This is a genomic window from Streptomyces lomondensis (assembly GCF_014651035.1).
Taxonomy (GTDB): domain Bacteria; phylum Actinomycetota; class Actinomycetes; order Streptomycetales; family Streptomycetaceae; genus Streptomyces; species Streptomyces lomondensis.
Genome location: NZ_BMWC01000021.1, coordinates 1 through 18705, shown reverse-complemented (window position 1 = coordinate 18705; position 18705 = coordinate 1). Strand labels below are relative to the sequence as shown.

Here is an 18705-nt window from a genome sequence, read left to right as displayed (position 1 = left end):
GGCAACCGGTGTCCTCAGACCGCCTCCGCCACCCCCGTGAGCAGCACCATCCCCGAGTCGCCGTAGTCCGGCAGGGTCGGGTCCGTGTCGATGTGGGTGACGTCCAGGTCGCGGGTCAGGGGTGTGAAGACCTCCGTGATCGTGGCCGGGTTCACCGGGCAGCCGGGCCAGCGGGAGGCCGGGCCGATGCGGTACGTCGGCATGTTCTCCATGAAGGCGGCCACCAGATGACCGCCCGGGACGACCGTCCGGACGAAGGTGCGGCAGAAGTCCGCGAACTCGGCGAAGTCCTCCGTGGCGCCCTCGGCGACGAAGTGCATGGAGGCCAGTTCGTACGTGCCCGGCCGCAGGGTCCGGACATCGGCGTGGACGACGTTCACCGGGGCCAGCGCCCCCGCCAGGGTCGCGGGCACGGCGGGGTTGAGCCGCCGGCACAGCGCGTGGAAGGGCAGCCAGCTCGCGTCGGGGCGGTCACAGATCTGCTCCTGGAGGTAGGCGACGTTGCTCGACCCCGCCTCCACCGCGTCGATCCTGCGGCTCACGGCGGACGCCAGAATGAGCGGGTAGAGGTTCGGGCCCGCACCGAACTCCACCGAGCGGGCGACGCCACCGGGCGGCAGGCGCCGGTAGAAGGCGGAGTGGTGCGCGATGACCGCCGCGTCCGAGGGGTGCACCTCGCGGTAGTTCTCCGCCAGGTAGTCGGCGACCGGCCAGCGGTCCCAGTCCACGTCGTCGTTGTGCGTCGTCATGGCCGTCTAGCCCTTCAGCCGCAGCGGGAAGCGTTCGGACAGCCGGGTCAGGGTCCCGTTCAGGCGGTCGATGTCCTCGTCCGAGTTGAGCGCGGTGAGCTGGACGCGGAAGCCCACCCTGTCGCGGGGGACCAGGGGGTAGGCGGCCAGCGTCACGTAGATGCCCTCCTCCCACAGGAACGCGGCGACCGCGTCCAGGTCCGCCGGGTTCGACAGCGGAACCTCCACGATGGGCAGCCGGTCCGTGTTGAGGGTGCTCACCCCCAGGCCGTCCAGGTGATCGAGCACCCGCACCGTCTTGCGGTACAGGTCGGCCCGGATGACATCTCCCCGGCTCTCGTTGACGTCCAGCCCGGCCAGCGCGGTGGCCAGCGAGGCCGTCGGGGACGGTCCCGAGTACAGATACGGAGCCGCCGCGGTCTTCAGGCGGTTCTTCAGCTCCGACGGCAGCGCGAGGAACGCCAGCAGGGACGAGTACGCCTTGGAGAAGCCGCCGACCAGCACGATCCCGTCGTACGACTCCCCGGTGTGCCGCACCACGCAGTTGCCGCGCATGCCGTACGGGGACGTCTCGCCCGGCCCGCGCTCCCCGATCACGCCGAAGCCGTGCGCGTCGTCGACGTACAGCGTCGCGCCCTCGGCGCGGCACACCGCCGCCAGCGCGGGCAGGTCGGGGATGTTGCCGGTCATGCTGTTGACGCCGTCCAGGCACACCAGCCGGGGTGTGCCCGGCGGCACCCCGGACAGCAGGGCACGCAGTTCGTCGAGCCGCCCGCCGTGGAAGCGGTGCAGGGTGGCGCCCTGCGCACGGGCCACCACGCAGCCGTCGTACACCGTCCGGTGCGCGGTCGCCTCGACGAAGACGTGCCCGTCCTCGGCGATGGCCGGGATCACCGACGCGTGCACCAGCGTCAGCGTGGGCAGCAGCAGCGTGTCCGGCGCGCCCAGCAGCGCGGCGAGCCGCTCCTCGATCTCGGGGTACAGCCGGGGACTGCCCAGCAGCCGCGACCAGCTGGGGTGCGTGCCCCACGCGCGTACCGCGGGATCGACGGCCTCCATGATCTCCGGGTCCCAGTCGAAGCCCAGGTAGTTGCAGGACGCGAAGTCGATCAGCCAGTGGTCGCCGCTGCGGATGTGCCGGCCGCGCACCTCGTCGAGGACCGCGTCGCTCATGGGGCTGGTGCGCCGCAGATGCTCCAGGTCCGCCCAGCGCGCCTCCCGGCGTCCCCGGGCGGCGTCCACGCGCGGCCGCCGCGCACGGGGCGGCGCGAAGGGGCGGGCGCTCGGCTGCCGCAGCACGTGCGCGCTCTGCTCCACCGTCATGGGCCGGGCGAACAGGTAGCCCTGCCCGAACCGGCATCCCATCCCGGCCAGCAGGTCCCGCTGCGCCGTGTCCTCGATGCCCTCCGCGATGACCTGGAGGCCCAGGGTGTCGGCGATCCGCACGATGCCCTCGACCAGGGCGACCTGCTGGGCGTCGCGCGCGATGTCGTCGATGAACGACTTGTCGATCTTCAGCACGTCGATGGGGAAGTCCCGCAGATAGCGCAGCGAGGAGAAACCGGTGCCGAAGTCGTCGACCGCGATGTGCACGCCGAGTTCCTTCAGCGTGTGCAGCACCGTCTGGAGACGGTCGTCGCGGTGCAGCAGCACCGTCTCCGTCAGCTCCAGCTGAAGCGACCCCGGCTCCAGCCCCGGCGTGCTCAGCGCCTGGCCGACCTGCTCGACGAACCCCGCGTCGCGGAACTGGCGGGCGGAGACGTTCACACTCACGTACGGCGGACGAGACGGCCCCGGCAGCCGTTGCAGGCCCACGATGTCGCTGACCGCGTTCTCCAGCACCCACGACCCCAGCGGGGCGATGTGCCCGGTCTCCTCGGCCAGGCTGATGAACTCCTCCGGCGCGACGGACGGCCGCTGCTCGTGCGGCCAGCGGACCAGCGCCTCGAACCCCACGACATCCTCCGCCGTGATGTCCACGACGGGCTGGTAGCGCAGCGCGAACGCCTTGTCGGCGACCGCCTGGGCCAGCTGGGACTGGAGGTCGTGCCGCTCGACCATGCGGCTGCGCAGCAGCGGCCGGAAACGGCGCCACTGCCGCTTGCCCGCCGCCTTCGCCGCGTACAGCGCGAGGTCGGCGTGGCTCAGCAGCTCCTCCGCGTCCGTGCTGTCGCGCGCCGTGGCCACGCCCACGCTGGCGGACACCGTCACCGACTCGTCGGCCAGGTCGAACGGCCTGCTCAGCGTCTGGATCACCTGGGCCGCCAGCAGCTCCGCGTCGAGCGGCTGCTTGGCGTCCTCCATCAGGACGGCGAACTCGTCACCGCCGAGCCGGGCCGCGGTGTCGGAGCGCCGCAGCGTCCGGGAGAGCCGGTTGCCGACGGCGACCAGCAGATGGTCGCCCGCCCGGTGCCCCATCGTGTCGTTGACCAGCTTGAAGTCGTCCAGGTCGATGAAGAGCAGACAGGTCAGCGAGGACTCGCGGCGGCCGCGCAGCAGCGCGCGTTCGATCCGCTCCAGCAGCAGCGTCCGGTTGGGCAGACCGGTCAGCGAGTCGTGGAAGGCCCGCTGCGTCAGCTCCTGCTCCAGCCGCCGCTGCTCGGTCACGTCCCGCAGGGTCACCACCAGGCCGGACACGGTCCGCTCGTCCCGGAAGTCGCTGCACCGCACCTCGACCTCGACGCGCCCTTCTCCACGCCGTACCCACCAGTGGTCGTGCCCGGCCCGCGCCCCCCTCTCCCGTACGGCGGCCAGCTCCCGCGCGGCCCGCTCCCGGTCCCCGGGGTCGACCAGTTCCGGCAGGGACACGCCGACGAGGTCGTCGGTGCCGAACACGGACCGCGCGGACGGGCTGGAGTACCGGATGGTGTCGTCGTCCTCCAGGATGAGGATCACGTCGGAGGCGTTGCGGACCAGGGTGCGGAAGTACGCCTCGTTCTCCCGCCGGACCACCTCCTGGCGCAGCTTGACCCGCTCCATGGCCAGGCCCGCGTGCGACGCCAGGATCTCCAGGGAGCCCCAGGTCTCGGTGAGCTGCCGCTCCGGGCCGCCGACCAGCAGGACGCCCGGGACCGCTCCCGCCGGACGGTCCGGCTGGGTCATGGGGCACACCAGGACGGAGGGCAGAGCGTCGAGGCCGGCGGCGATGCCCGGGTCGAGGGCGGCCGGGCTCACCAGGTGGGTGCCGCGCGCGCCGAGGTCCGCCCCGCGCTCCGCCGGCAGCAGCATCGTCCGGTGCGGTATGTCGGGCCCCATCAGCCGGTCGACCGCCGTGCGGCAAGACTGGTCGACCTCCTCCTGCCGGAACGCCGAGACCAGTGAGGCAGCCGCCCCGCGCAGCGCGAGCTCCCGGGTCACGGCCCGGCGATGGGCCACGACCATCCCCGCCAGCCGGAGGATCACCAGCAGGAACAGCACCCCGGAGAAGGCCGCGATCACGGCGGCGTCCCGCGGCTGGTTGCTCAGCCCCTCGTACAGCAGGATCCCCGGTGCGATGAGCGTGGCCACGGCGAGCATGACCAGCCGGCGCGGCGGCGGGAGCAGGGACTCACGCTGCGGTACGGAGGCGGTCAGTTCGACCATCGAGGGGTGCAGGGCGGCCAGGCCCCAGGCGGTGTAGAAGGCGATCCACCCGGTGTCGAGCAGGGTGCCCGTCTGCCACATGGCGTTCAGCTGGAGGATCCCGTAGGCGATGTCGAAGCCGAGCAGCGTCACGGTGCCGACGACCAGCAGCTGCACGGCGCGGTTAAGCCCGTTGACCGGGCTCGGGGTCAGCAGCCGGGCCAGCAGGGCCAGCACGAGGACGTCGCCGAGGGGATAGGCGATGCTGAAGGCGCGCTGCTCCCAGGTCAGCCCCTCCACCACGGTCAGCGGCTGGACCAGGTACACCCACACGGGCAGCGCGAGGCCCGCGGTGACGATCAGCGCGTCGAGCAGGCTCGGCAGGTCGCGGTCGGCCCACCGGTGGCGCACCAGCCCCGACAGGCCGATCGCGAAAAGCGGATAGGTGGCCAGGTAGCAGGCGTCGGCGGGGGACGGGAAGGGGTTGGAGGCGTCGAAGTACTCCTCCATCACGTTGTAGTACGTGTCGCCCGCGATGAAGGTGAGCAGCCCACCGGCCAGGAACCACCAGGGCCACTGGTGGGCGGGCCGGTGCACGCGCACGCCGGCCAGTACGGCGGTGACGCCGGCCAGCCCGATGACGGCCCACAGCGCGGGAGCCACCACCGGGATGGTCATGTACACGATCGTGACGGCCGTGACCAGGGCGATGTAGGCGGCCATCAGCCGCCGCGCCGGCAGCAAGGATATGCGCCTCCCCCCATCGGGGACCGGGGCGTCTGGTTTGGTTGAATTCGATCGTACGTTCGCCAGTGTGGCCCTGCATCTCGGGCGGCCCGGCCACGGGCGTCCGACGGAGCCCGCCCGGCCGGGGCGTCCCGTGCCTCAGCGGCGTCCGCGATGGAACCGGACGTGCAACTCCCGCACCTGTTCCGCGAGTTCGGGCACGGGTCCGTCCACGACTACACCGGGTGCGACCTCGTGGACGGGGAGTGTCCGGACCGGTGGCGCGGGGACCCGCAACTCGCTCAGCCAGGATGCGAGTTGCGCGGAGGAGGCGACGTAGACGATGCGTCCCAGACCGACCCAGGCGTGCGCGGCCGCACACATCGGGCAGTGCTCGCCGGAGGTGTAGACCGTGGCCGCCGCCCGCTCCTCGGGGGTGAGGCGGGCCGCCGACCAGCGGGCCAGTTCGAACTCGGGGTGCCGGGTGCGATCGCCGGACGCCACCCGGTTGTGGTCCTCGCCGAGGACCGTGCCGTCCCCGCCGACCAGGACCGATCCGAACGGTTCGTCCCCGGCCCGCAGTGCCTCGGCGGCGAGTTCCACACAGCGGCGCAGATACGGCAGTTCCGTGTCCTTCACGACCATGGTGTGCGCCTTCCCGTGACGGTGTGATCACCAGGACCCTATGGCCCCGGCCCCCATGGGGGAAGGAACGGCGTGGCCGGGCGCCGAGGGGTGTTGCCGTACCGGGAAAAGGCGTTGCCGGACCGGCCGGTTGATGCTGGAGTGCACCCATGGAACATCTGGATCATGCCGCGCTGCTCGCCCTGTTCGACCGCGACCTGCGTGCGGGGGCGCGGCCGGACGGCCCCGGCGCCCGCGTCGAGCGAACCGGCGACGTGGTCCGTCAGGTCGCCACCGGGCAGGGCTGGAACGGCGTCGTGTGGTCCGACCTCGACGAGGCCGGAGCGGAGGCGGCGATCGCCGAGCAGATCCGCCACTACACCGGGCTCGGCCTGGCCTTCGAGTGGAAGCTGTACGGACACGACCGGCCGGCGGACCTCGGGCGGCGGCTGCGCGCGGCGGGGTTCACGCCCGGGCCTCAGGAGACGCTGATGATCGGCGAGGCCGGCGGGCAGATCCTGGACGCCGAACCGCCGGAGGGTGTCCGCGTCGTGCCGGTCACCGACGCGCCGGGCGTCGACCTCGTGACCGACGTCCACGAGAAGGCGTTCGGCGAGGACAGCTCCTGGCTGCGCGATCAGCTTCTCGCCCGGCTGGCGGCGGACCCGGACACCGTCGTCGCCGTCGTGGCGATGGCCGGCGACGAGCCGGTGAGCGCGGCCCGCATGGAACTCGTGCCCGGCACGCGGTTCGCCGGCCTGTGGGGCGGGGGCACCGTCGAGGCCTGGCGCGGCCGCGGCATCTACCGCGCCCTGGTGGCCCACCGCGCCCGTGCCGCGGCGGCCCGCGGCTTCCGCTACCTCCAGGTCGACGCCTCCGGCCAGAGCCGCCCCATCCTGGAACGCCTCGGCTTCCTGCCGCTGACCACGACGACGCCGTACGTGTACACGCCGTGACCGGCCACGGCGCCGCCCTGCCCCGGCCGCCCGCGGCACCGTGCCCGCCGCCGGCGGACGCCGCCGGACCCGGGCATGAGGCCGCGCGGCCGGCCGGCCGCGCGGACCAGGTGGTGCGGTGCCGTACTTCGGTACGCCGTCAGCGGCCTGCCTTCGAGCGGTCCAGCGCGATGACGCCGAGTGCGGCGAGACCGATCTGGATGAGCCACTCGACCCAGTCGACGCCCTTGGTGTCGGCCACGCCGAACGCGGCGGCGAGCGCGGAACCGATCAGCGCGGCGATGATGCCGACGACGATCGTCCACAGGATGCCGATCCGCTGACGGCCCGGGACCACGAGCCGGCCCAGGATGCCGATGACGATACCGATCACGATCGCACTGATGATCCCGTCGATCTCCATCTCCGCCCCTTCTCTTCAGGATCTCCGCTGCAGTGCGGGTGCCCCCTTGCGGCCGGGACACTCCGGTTCCGGGCTTCGGCCGCCGCTCGCGGCCCGGTGCGGACAGGGAAAGGCCGGTCCGGGGCGCGGACCGGCCTTCGGTTTCCTTTCCGGCGGGGCTACGGCTTCGAGGCCTTCGCCGCCGTGCCGGCGCACACCAGCCCCAGGATCACGGCCAGTGCGCCGATGATGATGTTGTTCCAGGCGACGCCGGCGTCCGGGCTTTCGCCGACGACCCACGGCGAGATGATCAACCACACCCCGAGGGCGCACATGGCCCAGCTCAGGCCGTACATACGCTCCGGAGCGCGAGTGAACCCGAGCGCCAGCAGGCCGATCGCGATGCCCATGATCAGGTTGTGGGTCACGAGCGGCGGCTGACTGGTCGTGTAGTGGACTATCCACGGCGAGGCGGCACAGTACAGACCGAGCAGGAACACCGGTCCGTCCACGAGCGCCACATCGCGACCACCGAGCATGCGGGCGTACCGAGCCCGCATTTCGGAGGCATCGGGATGGCTGGTGATGTCACCTCTGGTGGGCGAGACGTTGGCCATGACTCGTCTCCTTCGTCTTGCAGGGCGACCGCGTCTGGTGGGGTATGCGGTAAGCGCCGCGTAAGGCTCATTTTGCGCTTATTTCTTCTTTATGTGTAGAGGTCGGGTTTATGCGTAGAGGTCGGGACAAGCAGGACGTTTCGCCCTGCCGTACATGTCCGGATGGATCGGGGGCAACCGGATGGGTACGACAATGACCGACCGTCGCCGCCCGGGAGGCGGCGCAGGACAGGGGAGGGCAGCGGACGTGTCCACGGCCATGAGCGCGAAGGTGTTGGAGCGGTTCCCGGCGGGAGCTCCGCGCGGATCGTGGCCGGCGGAGGAGTACGCGGCTCGACGCCGCGCCGAGGGACAGGACGCCACCGTCGTGATGGACCTGGAGTCGGACGCCTTCCTCGTGGTGGTTCCGTCGGACGACGACTGAACCGGACGCACCAGGCCTGCGAACCGGACGCACAAGGGCCTCTGAACCGGACGCACCACGATCCGGGGCACGCATTCCGAAATCCGTGGTCCGGGATACGAGATGAGCCGCGATTTCCTTGACGGCCCTCGGCTCCCGCTGCCACGATCCATGGCATGACCATGCGACTGGATCTCACGCGGCGACGCCACGTCGACCTCGCACGCGTATCCAGCGCCTCCTGTCGCGCCGCAGCCTGAGCCCTCCGGCTCGCCGCCCCTCCCACACCGCCGTATCCGCCTTCGGCCGCGCCCTGTTGCGCCGTTTCGCGCCGACGGACGTCACGCGGTGAATTGCCCTTCGCCCCGCGCGGTGCTGTTTCCCCACGCCTGAATTCGGCGCTCAGTCACACCTGTTGAGCAAGGAGCCCGCGAATTCGGCTTTGTCCGCGCGCAGTCGCGCCTTCTTCCGGAAAAGAGAGCCCATGGCCACCGTCCTGTCCGTCTCCGGCAGCCCCTCCGCCTCCTCCCGCACCAGCCGACTGCTGCGCCACCTGGATCAACGGCTGGTCGCCCAGGGCCACGACGTGATCCCCCTGGACGTCCGCACCCTGCCCGCCGAGGCCCTGCTCGGCGGGGACTTCCGGCACCCCGCGATCGTCGAGGCCACCGAGCTGGTCGCCCGTGCCGACGGCGTCGTCGTCGGCACGCCCGTCTACAAGGCCTCCTACTCCGGCGTCCTCAAGGCCCTGCTGGACCTGCTCCCGCAGTACGCCCTCACCGGCAAGACGGTGCTGCCGCTCGCCACCGGTGGCAGCATCGCCCATGTCCTGGCCATCGACTACGCCCTGCGCCCGGTGCTCACCTCCATGGGCGCGGCCCACACCGTGCCGGGCTGGTTCACCCTCGACAAGGACATCACCGTCCACGACGACGGCTCCCTGAGCATCGCGCCGGCCGCCGCCGAGGCGCTCACCCAGGTGGTCGACCAGTTCTCCGCGGCGCTCGGCCGCACCCCGCTGCTGGCCGTGGCGGGCTGACCCCTCCCACCCCCGCCGCACCCGCGGACGTTCCCCATCGATCGGAGATCCCCGTGTCCCTCACCTTCCACTGGTTCCTGCCCACCAACGGCGACAGCCGCCATGTCGTCGGCGGCGGCCACGGCACCCCGGCCACCGCGTCCGGGCGGGACCGGCCGCCGACGGTCGCCTATCTGAGCCAGATCGCCCGCGCCGCCGAGCAGGTGGGCTTCGCCGGCGCCCTCACGCCCACCGGCGCCTGGTGCGAGGACGCGTGGCTCACCACCGCGATGGTCAGCCGGCACACCGAACGCCTGAAGTTCCTCGTCGCCTTCCGGCCGGGACTGATCTCGCCCACGCTCGCCGCGCAGATGGCCGCCACCTTCCAGCGCCAGACCGGCGGACGACTGCTGCTCAACGTCGTCACCGGCGGCGAGAACCAGGAGCAGCGCGCCTTCGGCGACTTCCTCGACAAGGACAGCCGGTACCGGCGGACCGGCGAATTCCTGGAGATCGTACGGGCGTTGTGGGCGGGCGACTCCGTCGACCTGCACGGCGAGCACCTCCGGGTGCAGGACGCGAGGCTCGCCCGCGTGCCCGACCCCGTCCCCCAGGTGTACTTCGGCGGTTCCTCACCCGTCGCCGGCGAGATCGCCGCCCGGCACGCTGATGTCTACCTCACCTGGGGCGAACCGCCCGCCCAGGTCGCCGAGAAGATCGCCCGGATCCGGTCGCTGGCCGCCGGGCAGGGCCGCACCCTCCGCTTCGGCATCCGGCTGCACGTCATCACCCGCGACACCGCCGGGCAGGCCTGGGCCGAGGCCGACCGCCTCCTGGACGGATTCGACCCGGAGACCGTGGCGTCGGTGCAGGCCGGACTCGCCCGCAGCGAGTCCGAGGGACAGCGGCGCATGCTCGCCCTGCACGGCGGCCGGCGCGACCGCCTGGAGATCCACCCCAACCTGTGGGCCGGTATCGGCCTGGTGCGCGGCGGCGCGGGCACCGCCCTGGTCGGCAGCCACGACGAGGTCGCCGAGCGGATCAGGGAGTACCACGCCCTCGGCATCGAGGAGTTCATCCTCTCCGGCTATCCGCACCTGGAGGAGGCGTACTGGTTCGGCGAGGGCGTCCTGCCGCGCCTGGCCGCGGCGGGACTGTGGCGGCACCCCTCCGGCCAGGACGCCGCCGCTCCGGCCTCCACGCCCGTGCCCTTCGCCAGTTAGACCGCTCCGGGCGTCAACGATCAACCTCCCGGCCCGAGTTCGGCGTCATCCGCACCAAGGGGCGACCCCGCCCCTCGGTGAACGGGAGGCACAGACCCTATGGAGCAGCGGGCCGCACGGACCGTCTCGTACGCACTGGCGGTGGCGTTGTCGACCGGAGCCGTGGCCGTCGCTCCGCCCGCGCACGCGGCGCGGCCGGAGCACGGCCACGAAGCGACCCGGGCCGCCCTGCGCGACCTGGTCGAGAAGGGCGGCCTGCCCGGAGTGGCCGCCAAGGTCCGGGACAGTGAGGGAAGTTGGTTCGCGGAGGCCGGTCACGCGGACACCGGAACCGGCCGCAAGCGCTCCCCGGGCGACCACTTCCGCGGCGCCAGCATCACCAAGACGTTCGTCGCCACCGTCCTGCTCCAGCTGGAGGCGGAGGGGAGACTGAGCCTGGACGACACGGTCGAGCGCTGGCTGCCCGGCCTGGTGCGGGGCAACGGCTACGACGGCAACCGGATCACTCTGCGCGGGCTCCTCAACCACACCAGCGGCATCGCGAACTACACCGACGACCCCGCTTTCCTCCACAACGCCGCCGGCCCCGGGTTCCCCGAGCACCGGTACGACACGCACACGCCCGAGGACCTCGTGGCGATCGCGCTGAAGCACCCGCCCGTGAACGAGCCGGGGGCGGCAGCCTCGTATTCCAACACCAACTTCGTGCTCGCCGGGATGGTCATCGAGAAGGCGACGGGCCGTTTCTACGCGCAGGAGGTCACCCGCCGCATCCTGCGGCCGCTGAAGCTGCGCGGGACCTCGTTCCCCGGCACGTCACCCCACATGCCGAAGCCACATCCTGTCGGCTACTCCCGGCTCCACCAGGGCGCGCCGGACGCCCCGATCCACGACGCCACCGAGCAGAACATGACCTGGCTGGGCGCGGCCGGCGACGTCATCTCCACCAGCGGCGACCTCAACCGCTTCCAACGGGCGTTGATCCAGGGCGAGTTGCTGCCCCCGAAGCAGATGAAGGCGATGCTCGACGAGGTCCCGACGGGGGACGGGCTCGGGTTCGGACTCGGAGTCGAGGTCGCGACGCTGTCCTGCGGGGTGGGGGTGGTGGGCAAGACCGGCCGGACGAACGGCTCCCTGTCCGCCATGTTCGGCACCCGGGACGGGAAGCACCAGCTGACCTTCAACGTCAACGGCGACTGGCTCCCCGACCCGTCGCTCTACATCGGCGTGATCGAGGCGGAGTTCTGCGGCAAGGCCCCCTCCCGGACCGGCAAGCCGGACCTGCCCGAGCTCGGCTAGCCGGACGCCAGCGCGCCGAGGTGCGTGCGGCGCGCCTCGGCCGTCTGGCCCTGCACCAGCAGGAACATCCCCTCGCGCGCCAGCCGCTGCGCCCGGCTGCCCAGGCCCATGGACCGGCCGCCCCCGGCCACGATCGCCGCGGTCGTGGCCGCGCGCATCAGGTCGTACGCCCGTGTCTTCACCGCCAGACGCTCCGGGACGCACTCCTGCGGGACGGGGTGGTCGGCCAGCGCGTAGGCCTCGCGCCGGACCCGGTCGAGCCGGGCCCGCAGCGACCGCGCCGTCTCCTCGCCGTCCGGGGACCCGGCCACCAGGTCCAGCGCCGCGTCCGCCACCCCGAACACGGCCGGACTGGCGTTGGCGGCCCTGGGAAGATCGACCAGGGCGTACTCCTCCTGCGAGGCGCGCAGCACGACGGCCTCCTCCGGCACCCACAGGCCGTCCAGCTCCAGGGAGACCGTACGGGCGGCGGTGAGGGCCGCGAGCCGCATCGGTTCCGACGCGGACAGGCCCGGCTGCGCACGGGCCTCGGCGACCACGAACACCACCTCGGCCGTGTCCGTCACCCCGGCCAGCAGCAGCACGTCGTTCAGACCCCAGCCCGTGTACCAGGGCACCGTCCCCGCGAAGCGCCAGCCGCCCCGCTCGGGCACGGCCCGCACCGGGACCCGGGGGAAGGCGCGGACGTGGGCGAAGGCGATGCCGGCCAGCAGTTCTCCCGACGCCAGCGGACGCAGCCACTTCTCCCGGGCGGGCGAGTCGTAGGTGGCGAGCAGCTTCACCGGTGTGTGGTGCTGTGTCTGTACGAACCATGTGGAGCAGCACGCCCCGGCCAGGATCTCCGCGGTCTCCCGCGCCACGGCGACCGGCGCGTCCGCACCGCCGTACTCCCGCGGCGCGCCCACCCCGAGCAGCCCCGACCGCTTCACCGCCTCGACATGGCTCTCCGGCACACCCTCCTGGTCGACGCGCTCGGCGTGCGGGACGAGGAGGTCGTGCGCCAGTCGTCGGGCGCGGGTGACGAGGGGGTGGGGCGTCGAGGTCATGGGAGAAATTCTCGCGGTCGCGCGGCGCGGGGTGTCGATCCGGGGGTGTGTCGTTCGTGTAGGAGGTGCAGGGACACCCGGACACCGAGAGGCCGAGGAGGCCGTCATGAAGTACTACCTGCTCAGCGTGATGCAGCCGGTCGGCGACCCGCCCGCCCCCGAGGTGCTGGCGGAGATCGGCAGGAACCTCGACGCCTTCCACCGGGAGCTGCGCGAGGCGGGCGCCTGGGTCTTCGCCGGCGGGCTGCACGGCCCGGAGTCCTCCACCGTGCTGCGGCCCCGCGACGGTGACGTCCTGATCACCGACGGCCCGTACGCCGAGGGCAAGGAGATGCTCGGCGGCATCTGCCTCGTCAAGGCGCCCGATCTGGACGCGGCCCTGGAGTGGGGGCGCAAGGCGGCCCTGGCCACCACCCTGCCGATCGAGGTGCGCCCCTTCATGGGGGACGCCGGCTGATGGGCGTGGACGTCGAGGCGGTCTTCCGCGCGGAGTACGGCCGCGCGGTCGCCGTCCTGGTCCGCTTCCTGGGCGACATCGACCTCGCCGAGGAAGCGGTCCAGGACGCCTTCACCACCGCCCTGCAGCGCTGGCCGGAGACCGGCGTCCCGCCGAGCCCGGCGGGCTGGATCATCACCACCGCGCGCAACCGGGCGATCGACCGCCTGCGCCGCGAGTCCGCCCGGCCGGCCCGGCACGCCGAAGCCGCCCTGCTGCACGCCCCCGACGCACCGCCCGAGGAGGGCCCCGTGCGCGACGACCGGCTCCGCCTGATCTTCACCTGCTGCCACCCCGCGCTCGCCCTCCAGGCCCGGGTCGCCCTGACCCTGCGGCTGCTCGGCGGCCTCACCACGGCCCAGATCGCCCGCGCCTTCCTCGTGCCGGAAGCGACCATGGCGCAGCGACTGGTCCGCGCCAAGGCGAAGATCCGCGACGCCGGCATCCCGTACCGGGTGCCCCGCGACGCCGACCTGCCCGACCGGCTCGGCGGGGTCCTCGCCGTCGTCTACCTGATCTTCAACCAGGGGTACGAGGGCTCGCCCGGCCTGTGCGCCGAAGCCGTACGGCTCGGCCGGCTGCTGGAGGAACTCATGCCGGACGAGCCCGAGGTGACCGGCCTGCTCGCGCTGATGCTCCTCGTCGAGTCGCGCCGGGACGCCCGCGTGAACGAACGGGGCGAGCTCGTGCCGCTCCCCGAGCAGGACCGGACCCGCTGGGACCGCGGCCTGATCACCGAGGGCGAGGACCTCGTCCGCCGCTGCCTGCGCCGGAACCGGCCCGGGCCCTACCAGATCCAGGCCGCCATCCAGGCCGTCCACAGCGACGCGCCCACCGCGGACGCCACCGACTGGGCGCAGATCCGGCAGCTGTACGACCAGCACATGGCGATCGCCCCCAGCCCGGTCGTGGCACTGAACCGGGCCGTCGCCGTCGCCGAGACCGACGGCCCCGAGCAGGCCCTCGCCCTCGTGGACACCCTGGGCCTCGACCGCTACCACGTCCTGCACGCCGTCCGCGCCGACCTGCTGCGCCGCCTGGGCCGCGGCACCGAGGCCGTCCGGGCGTACGAGGCGGCCGTCGCGCTCGCCGAGAACCCGGCGGAACGCGCGTTCCTCGACCGCCGCAGGCGGGCGCTCACCCGGCGCGGGCCCGACAGCCCCGTCAGGGACGGGAATCCAGCTCCGTGAGCACGTCGAAGTCGAGCCCGTCGGCGCGCGCCAGGTAGATCCGCTGGCGCACATGGGCGTCGCGCAGGTGCAGCAGGCCGCGCGGGCCCTCGTACGACACCGCGCCCGCCGCCGCGCCGATCGCCGTCACGTCCAGCGACCCGGCGCGCTTCAGCAACGCGGCCAGCAGCAGCACCCCCTCGTAGCAGGACTCGCCGAGACTGCCGAGGGCGGGCGCCTGGACGCCGTAGCGGGCCGCGTACTGCCCATGGAAGTCGAGGGTGTCCCGGTTGGCCAGCGAGGCGAAGAAGCCGGCCGTGCTGTAGAGGTCCTCGGTGGCCGCCGGGCCGCTCGCCATCAGCATGTTCTCGTCCATCAGGGTGCTCAGCCGCAGACAGCGCGCGTGCAGGCCGTACGCCGCGAAGGCCCGGTTGAAGCGCACCGCGTCGCTGCCGACGAGCAGCATCAGCACCGCGTCCGCGTCCGAGCGCTCGACCCGGCGCAGTACCGGCTCGAAGTCGTGGGTGCCGAGCGGGAGATAGGCCTCACCGGCGACACACCCGCCGGACGCGCGGGCGTACGCCCGGGCCGAGCGAGCCGTGTGCCGCGGCCACACGTAGTCGTTGCCCACCACGAACCACCGCCGCACCCCGCGCTCGCGCGCCAGCAGGTCCATCGCGGGCCGCAGCTGGTCGCGCGGCGTCTCGCTGGTCAGGAACACGCCCGCCGTGTCCTCCCCGCCCTCGTACAGCGCGGTGTACACGTACGGGACGCGGTGCGCGATCCGCGGCGCCAGCGCCTGGCGCACCGACGAGATGTGCCAGCCGGTGACGCCCTGCACGACACCGAGGTCCACCAGCGTCTCGACCTGGTCGGCGATCCGGCCCGGCGCGCCCGAGCCGTCGACCGGCAGTAGCCGCAGCTCCCTGCCCAGCACGCCGCCGTCCCGGTTGACCTCCTCGGCGGCCAGCCGCGCGCACAGCTCGCAGGTCGGCCCGAAGATCCCGGCCGGCCCCTGGAGGGGGAAGACGAGGGCCACGCCGAGCACGGAGTCGTCGGCCGTGAACCACTCGGGCGCGGGGAGGTCGTGCCGGAACATGGCGTCATGATTCCGGCTCCGTCGGACGAACTCCAGTGCGTCTCCTACGATGGACACCCCCCGTGACCTAGGAGCAGGGAATGCCCACCCCCACCCCGCGTCGGCCCGACGACCTGGTGCAGCTGCTGACGCGGGCCGAGCGGCTCGCGGCCCGCCGGCTCCAGGCCGTCCTGGCGGAAGAGGGCTGCTCGCTCGACGCGTGGCGGGTGCTGGCGCTGCTGTCCGACGGCGAGGGGCAGCACATGACGGCGATCGCGGAGGCCGCCTTCCTGCCGCCTCCGACCCTGACGAAGCTGGTCGACCAGCTCGTCGACCAGAACCTCGTGCACCGCCGGGTCGACCCGTTCGACCGCCGCCGCGTCCTCGCCCACCTCACCCCGCGCGGCCAGGAGTACTGGCAGCGCGTCGACCGCGCGGTCCGCGCCGGCTGGCCCCCGCTCGGCGCGGGCGACGACGAGCTGCTGCGGTCCCTGCTGGACCGGCTCGCGGCGACGCTGGAGCAGCAGGCACACGTGTGAGCCCGGAGCGGGACCCCGCGCACGGATGACTGGTCTACACCCTTGACTGGTACAGACCAAAGCGGTTGAGTGTGCCTCCACAACCCCCCACCACGGCCGCGCCCACGCCGTGACCGGTCCACCGGTGCGTGCGGTGCAGGCTCTGCCCAGCCCTGCCCTCGGCAGGGTGCGGCCGTGCTCAGCAAAGGAGTTGACCCCGTGTCGAGACGCCGAGTCTCCGCCGTCCTGGCCGCCCTCGCCCTCGCGGGCACCGCGCCGGTGCTCCTGCCGGCCTCGAACGCCTCCGCCGCCGCGTGCTCCAGCTACCCGAACTGGGTGGCGGGAAAGGCATACGCCGCCGGCGACATCGTCCGCTACACCGACGGCAAGACGTACATCGCCGAGCACGCCAACCCGGGCTACGACCCGGTCATCAGCACCTGGTACTGGGAGCCGTACGCCTGTGACAGCGGTCCCGGTACGCCCGACGCCCGCTTCGTCGTCACCGAGGCGCAGTTCCACCAGATGTTCCCGAACCGGAATCCCTTCTACACCTACAGCGGGCTCACCGCGGCCCTCAGCGCCTACCCCGGCTTCGCCGACACCGGCAGCGACACGGTGAAGAAGCAGGAGGCCGCCGCCTTCCTCGCCAACGTCAGCCATGAGACCGGCGGCCTGGTGCACGTGGTGGAGCAGAACACCGCCAACTACCCGCACTACTGCGACTGGAGCCGCCCCTACGGCTGTCCGGCCGGCCAGGCCGCCTACTACGGGCGCGGCCCGATCCAGCTGAGCTGGAACTTCAACTACAAGGCCGCGGGCGACGCGCTCGGCATCGACCTGCTGAACAACCCCTGGCTGGTCCAGAACGACTCCGCCGTCGCCTGGAAGACCGCCCTGTGGTACTGGAACACCCAGACCGGCCCCGGCACCATGACCCCGCACCACGCCATGGTGAACGGCGCCGGTTTCGGCCAGACCATCCGCAGCATCAACGGCTCCCTGGAGTGCGACGGCAAGAACCCGGCGCAGGTGCAGAGCCGCGTGAACAACTACCAGCGGTTCACGCAGATCCTGGGGACGTCACCCGGCGGCAATCTCTACTGCTGACCTCGTGCGCGTTTCCGTAAAACCACCGCACCGGTCCGCGCGGCGTGTGTGAGACTCCCTCGATGACCTCACAGACGATCACCGCGGACGCCGCGGGCACCTGGAAACTCGGCGACCTGCCCGTCCACCGCCTCGGCTTCGGCGCGATGCGGCTGACGGGCAGCGCCGCCTTCCACCAGGGCACACCCGGCGACCGCCACCGGTCGATCGCCGTCCTGCGCAAGGCGATCGACCTCGGCGTGAACCACATCGACACGGCCGCCTTCTACTTCTCGTCGCTGCGCTCCGCCAACGAACTCATCAACAGGGCGCTGGCGCCCTACCCCGACGACCTGGTCATCGTCACCAAGGTGGGCCCGTACCGGAACTGGGCGGGGGAGTGGGGCACTTCGGCCCGCCCCGACGAACTGCGCGGCCACGTCGAGGAGAACCTGCGCCAGCTCGGCCGCGACCACCTGGACGTGGTCAACCTGCGCCGGATGCCGAAGTACGACTCGATCGCCGAGCACTTCGGCGCCCTCGCGGAACTGCGCGAGGCGGGCCTGATCCGGCACCTCGGCATCTCCAACGTCACAGCCCGGCATCTCGCCGAGGCCCAGGCCATCGCGCCCGTGGTCTGCGTGCAGAACCGGTACGCCATCGACCGGCCCGACCCCGACAGCGACGAACTCCTCCGCGTCTGCGGCGCACAGGGCATCGCCTTCGTGCCGTTCTACGCCGTCGCCGGCGAGGCCGGTGAGCACGGCGCCACCGCCGCCCACGACGAGGAGGTCCGCGCGGTGGCCCGGGCGCACGGCGCGAGCCCCGCCCAGATCCGCATCGCCTGGACCCTGCACCAGGGCCCCCACGTCCTCGCCATCCCCGGCACCGGCAACCCCGACCACCTCACGGAGAACGTCGCCGCGGGCGCGATCCGCCTCACCACCGAGGAACTGGAACGGCTCGGCAAGCTGCGGGAGAAGGCCGGCTGAGCGAGGCCTAGGGGCTGTCGTTTGGATCACGCCGCAGACGCGGGGTCTGGCACGCACATCTGCCGCGTTGTCGTCGGTTGCCGACGCTCCGCGTCGACGCCCTCCTCCGCCTTGCAGCTGCACGCACCAGACCCCGCTCACCGGCGCTGAAAAGTACCGTCACTTCCCTGCGACCTGATCCAAACGACAGCCCCCTAGACCGCCCAGACCCCGTCCCGCATGAGGTGCCTGCGCGGCAGCTCGTGCTCCTCGCACCACGCCTGGACCGCCCGCGGCCGCACCCGGAAGAAGGCGTACGACGCGTGGTCCTCGCGCGGATCCCAGCCGGTCTTCGCGCGGAACGCCTCGGCCGCCGCGGGCGGCACCTGCCGGGCCGTGAAGGTCTCCACGTCACCGTCGACGAGCGCGACGTCCCGGGTGTCCCCGAAGGCCAGCCGGGCACGTCGGCCGTCCCGCAGGTTCCGGCCGGTGGGGTTGGTCAGCCGGGTGCACAGCCACACGGCCTCCTCGTGCCAGACGAACCACAGAGGGACCAGACACGGCACCCCGTCGGCGTCCGCCGTGGCGACCCAGATGTCGATCTCCCGCTCCAGACGCGCCAGCAGGTCCGTCTTGCGCTGCGCGGGGGTGCGAGGTGGCTCGGTGATCTTCATGCCCGGGACGCTAGCGGGCGGCCGGGCATCGCGCCTCGGGCTGTGGGCCTAGGTCGTGTCCGCAATGTCAGGGGAGCCAGAGTTGTAGGCAGGCGAGGGTGACCAT

At 72.4% G+C, this 18705-nt stretch carries 19 protein-coding genes; 11 read left to right on the top strand and 8 right to left on the bottom strand.

Translation table 11 applies throughout. The features are described from left to right. Window positions 1-14: 14 nt before the first annotated feature. The 3 genes from IE255_RS37505 to IE255_RS37495 all read right to left on the bottom strand — a co-directional run bounded on the left by IE255_RS37505 (window position 15) and on the right by IE255_RS37495 (window position 5681). Window positions 15-749, bottom strand: coding sequence for a class I SAM-dependent methyltransferase (locus IE255_RS37505; RefSeq protein ID WP_190054911.1), 735 nt, complete (start codon window positions 747-749; stop codon window positions 15-17). Window positions 750-755: 6 nt separating this feature from the next. Next, window positions 756-5033: an aminotransferase class I/II-fold pyridoxal phosphate-dependent enzyme gene (locus tag IE255_RS37500; RefSeq protein WP_190054942.1), complete on the bottom strand. Its 4278-nt coding sequence runs from the start codon at window positions 5031-5033 to the stop codon at window positions 756-758. A gap of 162 nt (window positions 5034-5195) precedes the next feature. After that, window positions 5196-5681 (bottom strand): nucleoside deaminase, encoded by a 486-nt coding sequence (locus IE255_RS37495; RefSeq protein ID WP_190054910.1) that lies wholly within the window; start codon window positions 5679-5681, stop codon window positions 5196-5198. Between the two features lie 158 nt (window positions 5682-5839). Here IE255_RS37495 and IE255_RS37490 point away from each other — a divergent pair, with 158 nt between their 5' ends. After that, window positions 5840-6616, top strand: a complete 777-nt coding sequence (locus tag IE255_RS37490) for a GNAT family N-acetyltransferase (RefSeq protein WP_190054941.1) — start codon at window positions 5840-5842, stop codon at window positions 6614-6616. 139 nt (window positions 6617-6755) lie between these two features. Here IE255_RS37490 and IE255_RS37485 read toward each other — a convergent pair whose 3' ends face one another. Beyond that, the gene (locus IE255_RS37485) at window positions 6756-7019 is read right to left on the bottom strand and encodes a GlsB/YeaQ/YmgE family stress response membrane protein (protein ID WP_190054909.1); all 264 of its coding nucleotides are present in this window, start codon (window positions 7017-7019) and stop codon (window positions 6756-6758) included. A gap of 158 nt (window positions 7020-7177) precedes the next feature. Next, window positions 7178-7615: an SPW repeat protein gene (locus tag IE255_RS37480; protein WP_190054908.1), complete on the bottom strand. Its 438-nt coding sequence runs from the start codon at window positions 7613-7615 to the stop codon at window positions 7178-7180. A gap of 259 nt (window positions 7616-7874) precedes the next feature. On the opposite strand from IE255_RS37480, the gene IE255_RS37475 reads away from it, so the two are divergent. From IE255_RS37475 to IE255_RS37460, 5 genes are all read left to right on the top strand, one after another. Next, the gene (locus tag IE255_RS37475) at window positions 7875-8039 is read left to right on the top strand and encodes a DUF8839 family protein (RefSeq protein ID WP_505016486.1); all 165 of its coding nucleotides are present in this window, start codon (window positions 7875-7877) and stop codon (window positions 8037-8039) included. Window positions 8040-8194: 155 nt separating this feature from the next. Then, window positions 8195-8278, top strand: a complete 84-nt coding sequence (locus tag IE255_RS40520) for a putative leader peptide (protein ID WP_350710819.1) — start codon at window positions 8195-8197, stop codon at window positions 8276-8278. 224 nt (window positions 8279-8502) lie between these two features. After that, window positions 8503-9057 (top strand): NADPH-dependent FMN reductase, encoded by a 555-nt coding sequence (ssuE, locus tag IE255_RS37470; RefSeq protein ID WP_190054907.1) that lies wholly within the window; start codon window positions 8503-8505, stop codon window positions 9055-9057. 53 nt (window positions 9058-9110) lie between these two features. Further along, the gene (locus IE255_RS37465; protein WP_190054906.1) at window positions 9111-10259 is read left to right on the top strand and encodes an LLM class flavin-dependent oxidoreductase; all 1149 of its coding nucleotides are present in this window, start codon (window positions 9111-9113) and stop codon (window positions 10257-10259) included. A 99-nt stretch (window positions 10260-10358) separates the two neighbouring features. After that, window positions 10359-11558 carry a serine hydrolase domain-containing protein gene (locus IE255_RS37460; RefSeq protein ID WP_190054905.1) on the top strand — a complete coding sequence of 400 codons (1200 nt, stop codon included), beginning with the start codon at window positions 10359-10361 and terminating at the stop codon, window positions 11556-11558. Here IE255_RS37460 and IE255_RS37455 read toward each other — a convergent pair. Further along, window positions 11555-12604 (bottom strand): acyl-CoA dehydrogenase family protein, encoded by a 1050-nt coding sequence (locus IE255_RS37455; protein WP_190054904.1) that lies wholly within the window; start codon window positions 12602-12604, stop codon window positions 11555-11557. The genes IE255_RS37460 and IE255_RS37455 overlap by 4 nt on opposite strands. Window positions 12605-12710: 106 nt before the next feature. On the opposite strand from IE255_RS37455, the gene IE255_RS37450 reads away from it, so the two are divergent. Then, a complete protein-coding gene (locus IE255_RS37450; protein WP_190054903.1) occupies window positions 12711-13061 on the top strand; it encodes a YciI family protein in 351 nt (116 codons plus the stop codon). Further along, window positions 13061-14290, top strand: coding sequence for an RNA polymerase sigma factor (locus IE255_RS37445; RefSeq protein WP_190054902.1), 1230 nt, complete (start codon window positions 13061-13063; stop codon window positions 14288-14290). The genes IE255_RS37450 and IE255_RS37445 overlap by 1 nt, the downstream gene beginning before the upstream one ends. Here IE255_RS37445 and IE255_RS37440 read toward each other — a convergent pair. Next, window positions 14265-15368, bottom strand: coding sequence for a substrate-binding domain-containing protein (locus tag IE255_RS37440; protein ID WP_190054901.1), 1104 nt, complete (start codon window positions 15366-15368; stop codon window positions 14265-14267). The genes IE255_RS37445 and IE255_RS37440 overlap by 26 nt on opposite strands. A gap of 80 nt (window positions 15369-15448) precedes the next feature. Here IE255_RS37440 and IE255_RS37435 point away from each other — a divergent pair, with 80 nt between their 5' ends. The 3 genes from IE255_RS37435 (at window position 15449) to IE255_RS37425 (ending at window position 17946) form a co-directional block, all read left to right on the top strand. Further along, the gene (locus IE255_RS37435; RefSeq protein WP_190054900.1) at window positions 15449-15886 is read left to right on the top strand and encodes a MarR family winged helix-turn-helix transcriptional regulator; all 438 of its coding nucleotides are present in this window, start codon (window positions 15449-15451) and stop codon (window positions 15884-15886) included. A gap of 198 nt (window positions 15887-16084) precedes the next feature. Beyond that, the gene (locus tag IE255_RS37430; protein WP_190054899.1) at window positions 16085-16975 is read left to right on the top strand and encodes a glycoside hydrolase family 19 protein; all 891 of its coding nucleotides are present in this window, start codon (window positions 16085-16087) and stop codon (window positions 16973-16975) included. A 62-nt stretch (window positions 16976-17037) separates the two neighbouring features. Beyond that, the gene (locus IE255_RS37425) at window positions 17038-17946 is read left to right on the top strand and encodes an oxidoreductase (RefSeq protein WP_190054898.1); all 909 of its coding nucleotides are present in this window, start codon (window positions 17038-17040) and stop codon (window positions 17944-17946) included. 194 nt (window positions 17947-18140) lie between these two features. Here the strand turns inward: IE255_RS37425 and IE255_RS37420 are convergent, their stop codons facing one another. Further along, window positions 18141-18599 carry a pyridoxamine 5'-phosphate oxidase family protein gene (locus IE255_RS37420; protein WP_190054897.1) on the bottom strand — a complete coding sequence of 153 codons (459 nt, stop codon included), beginning with the start codon at window positions 18597-18599 and terminating at the stop codon, window positions 18141-18143. Window positions 18600-18705: the final 106 nt, after the last annotated feature.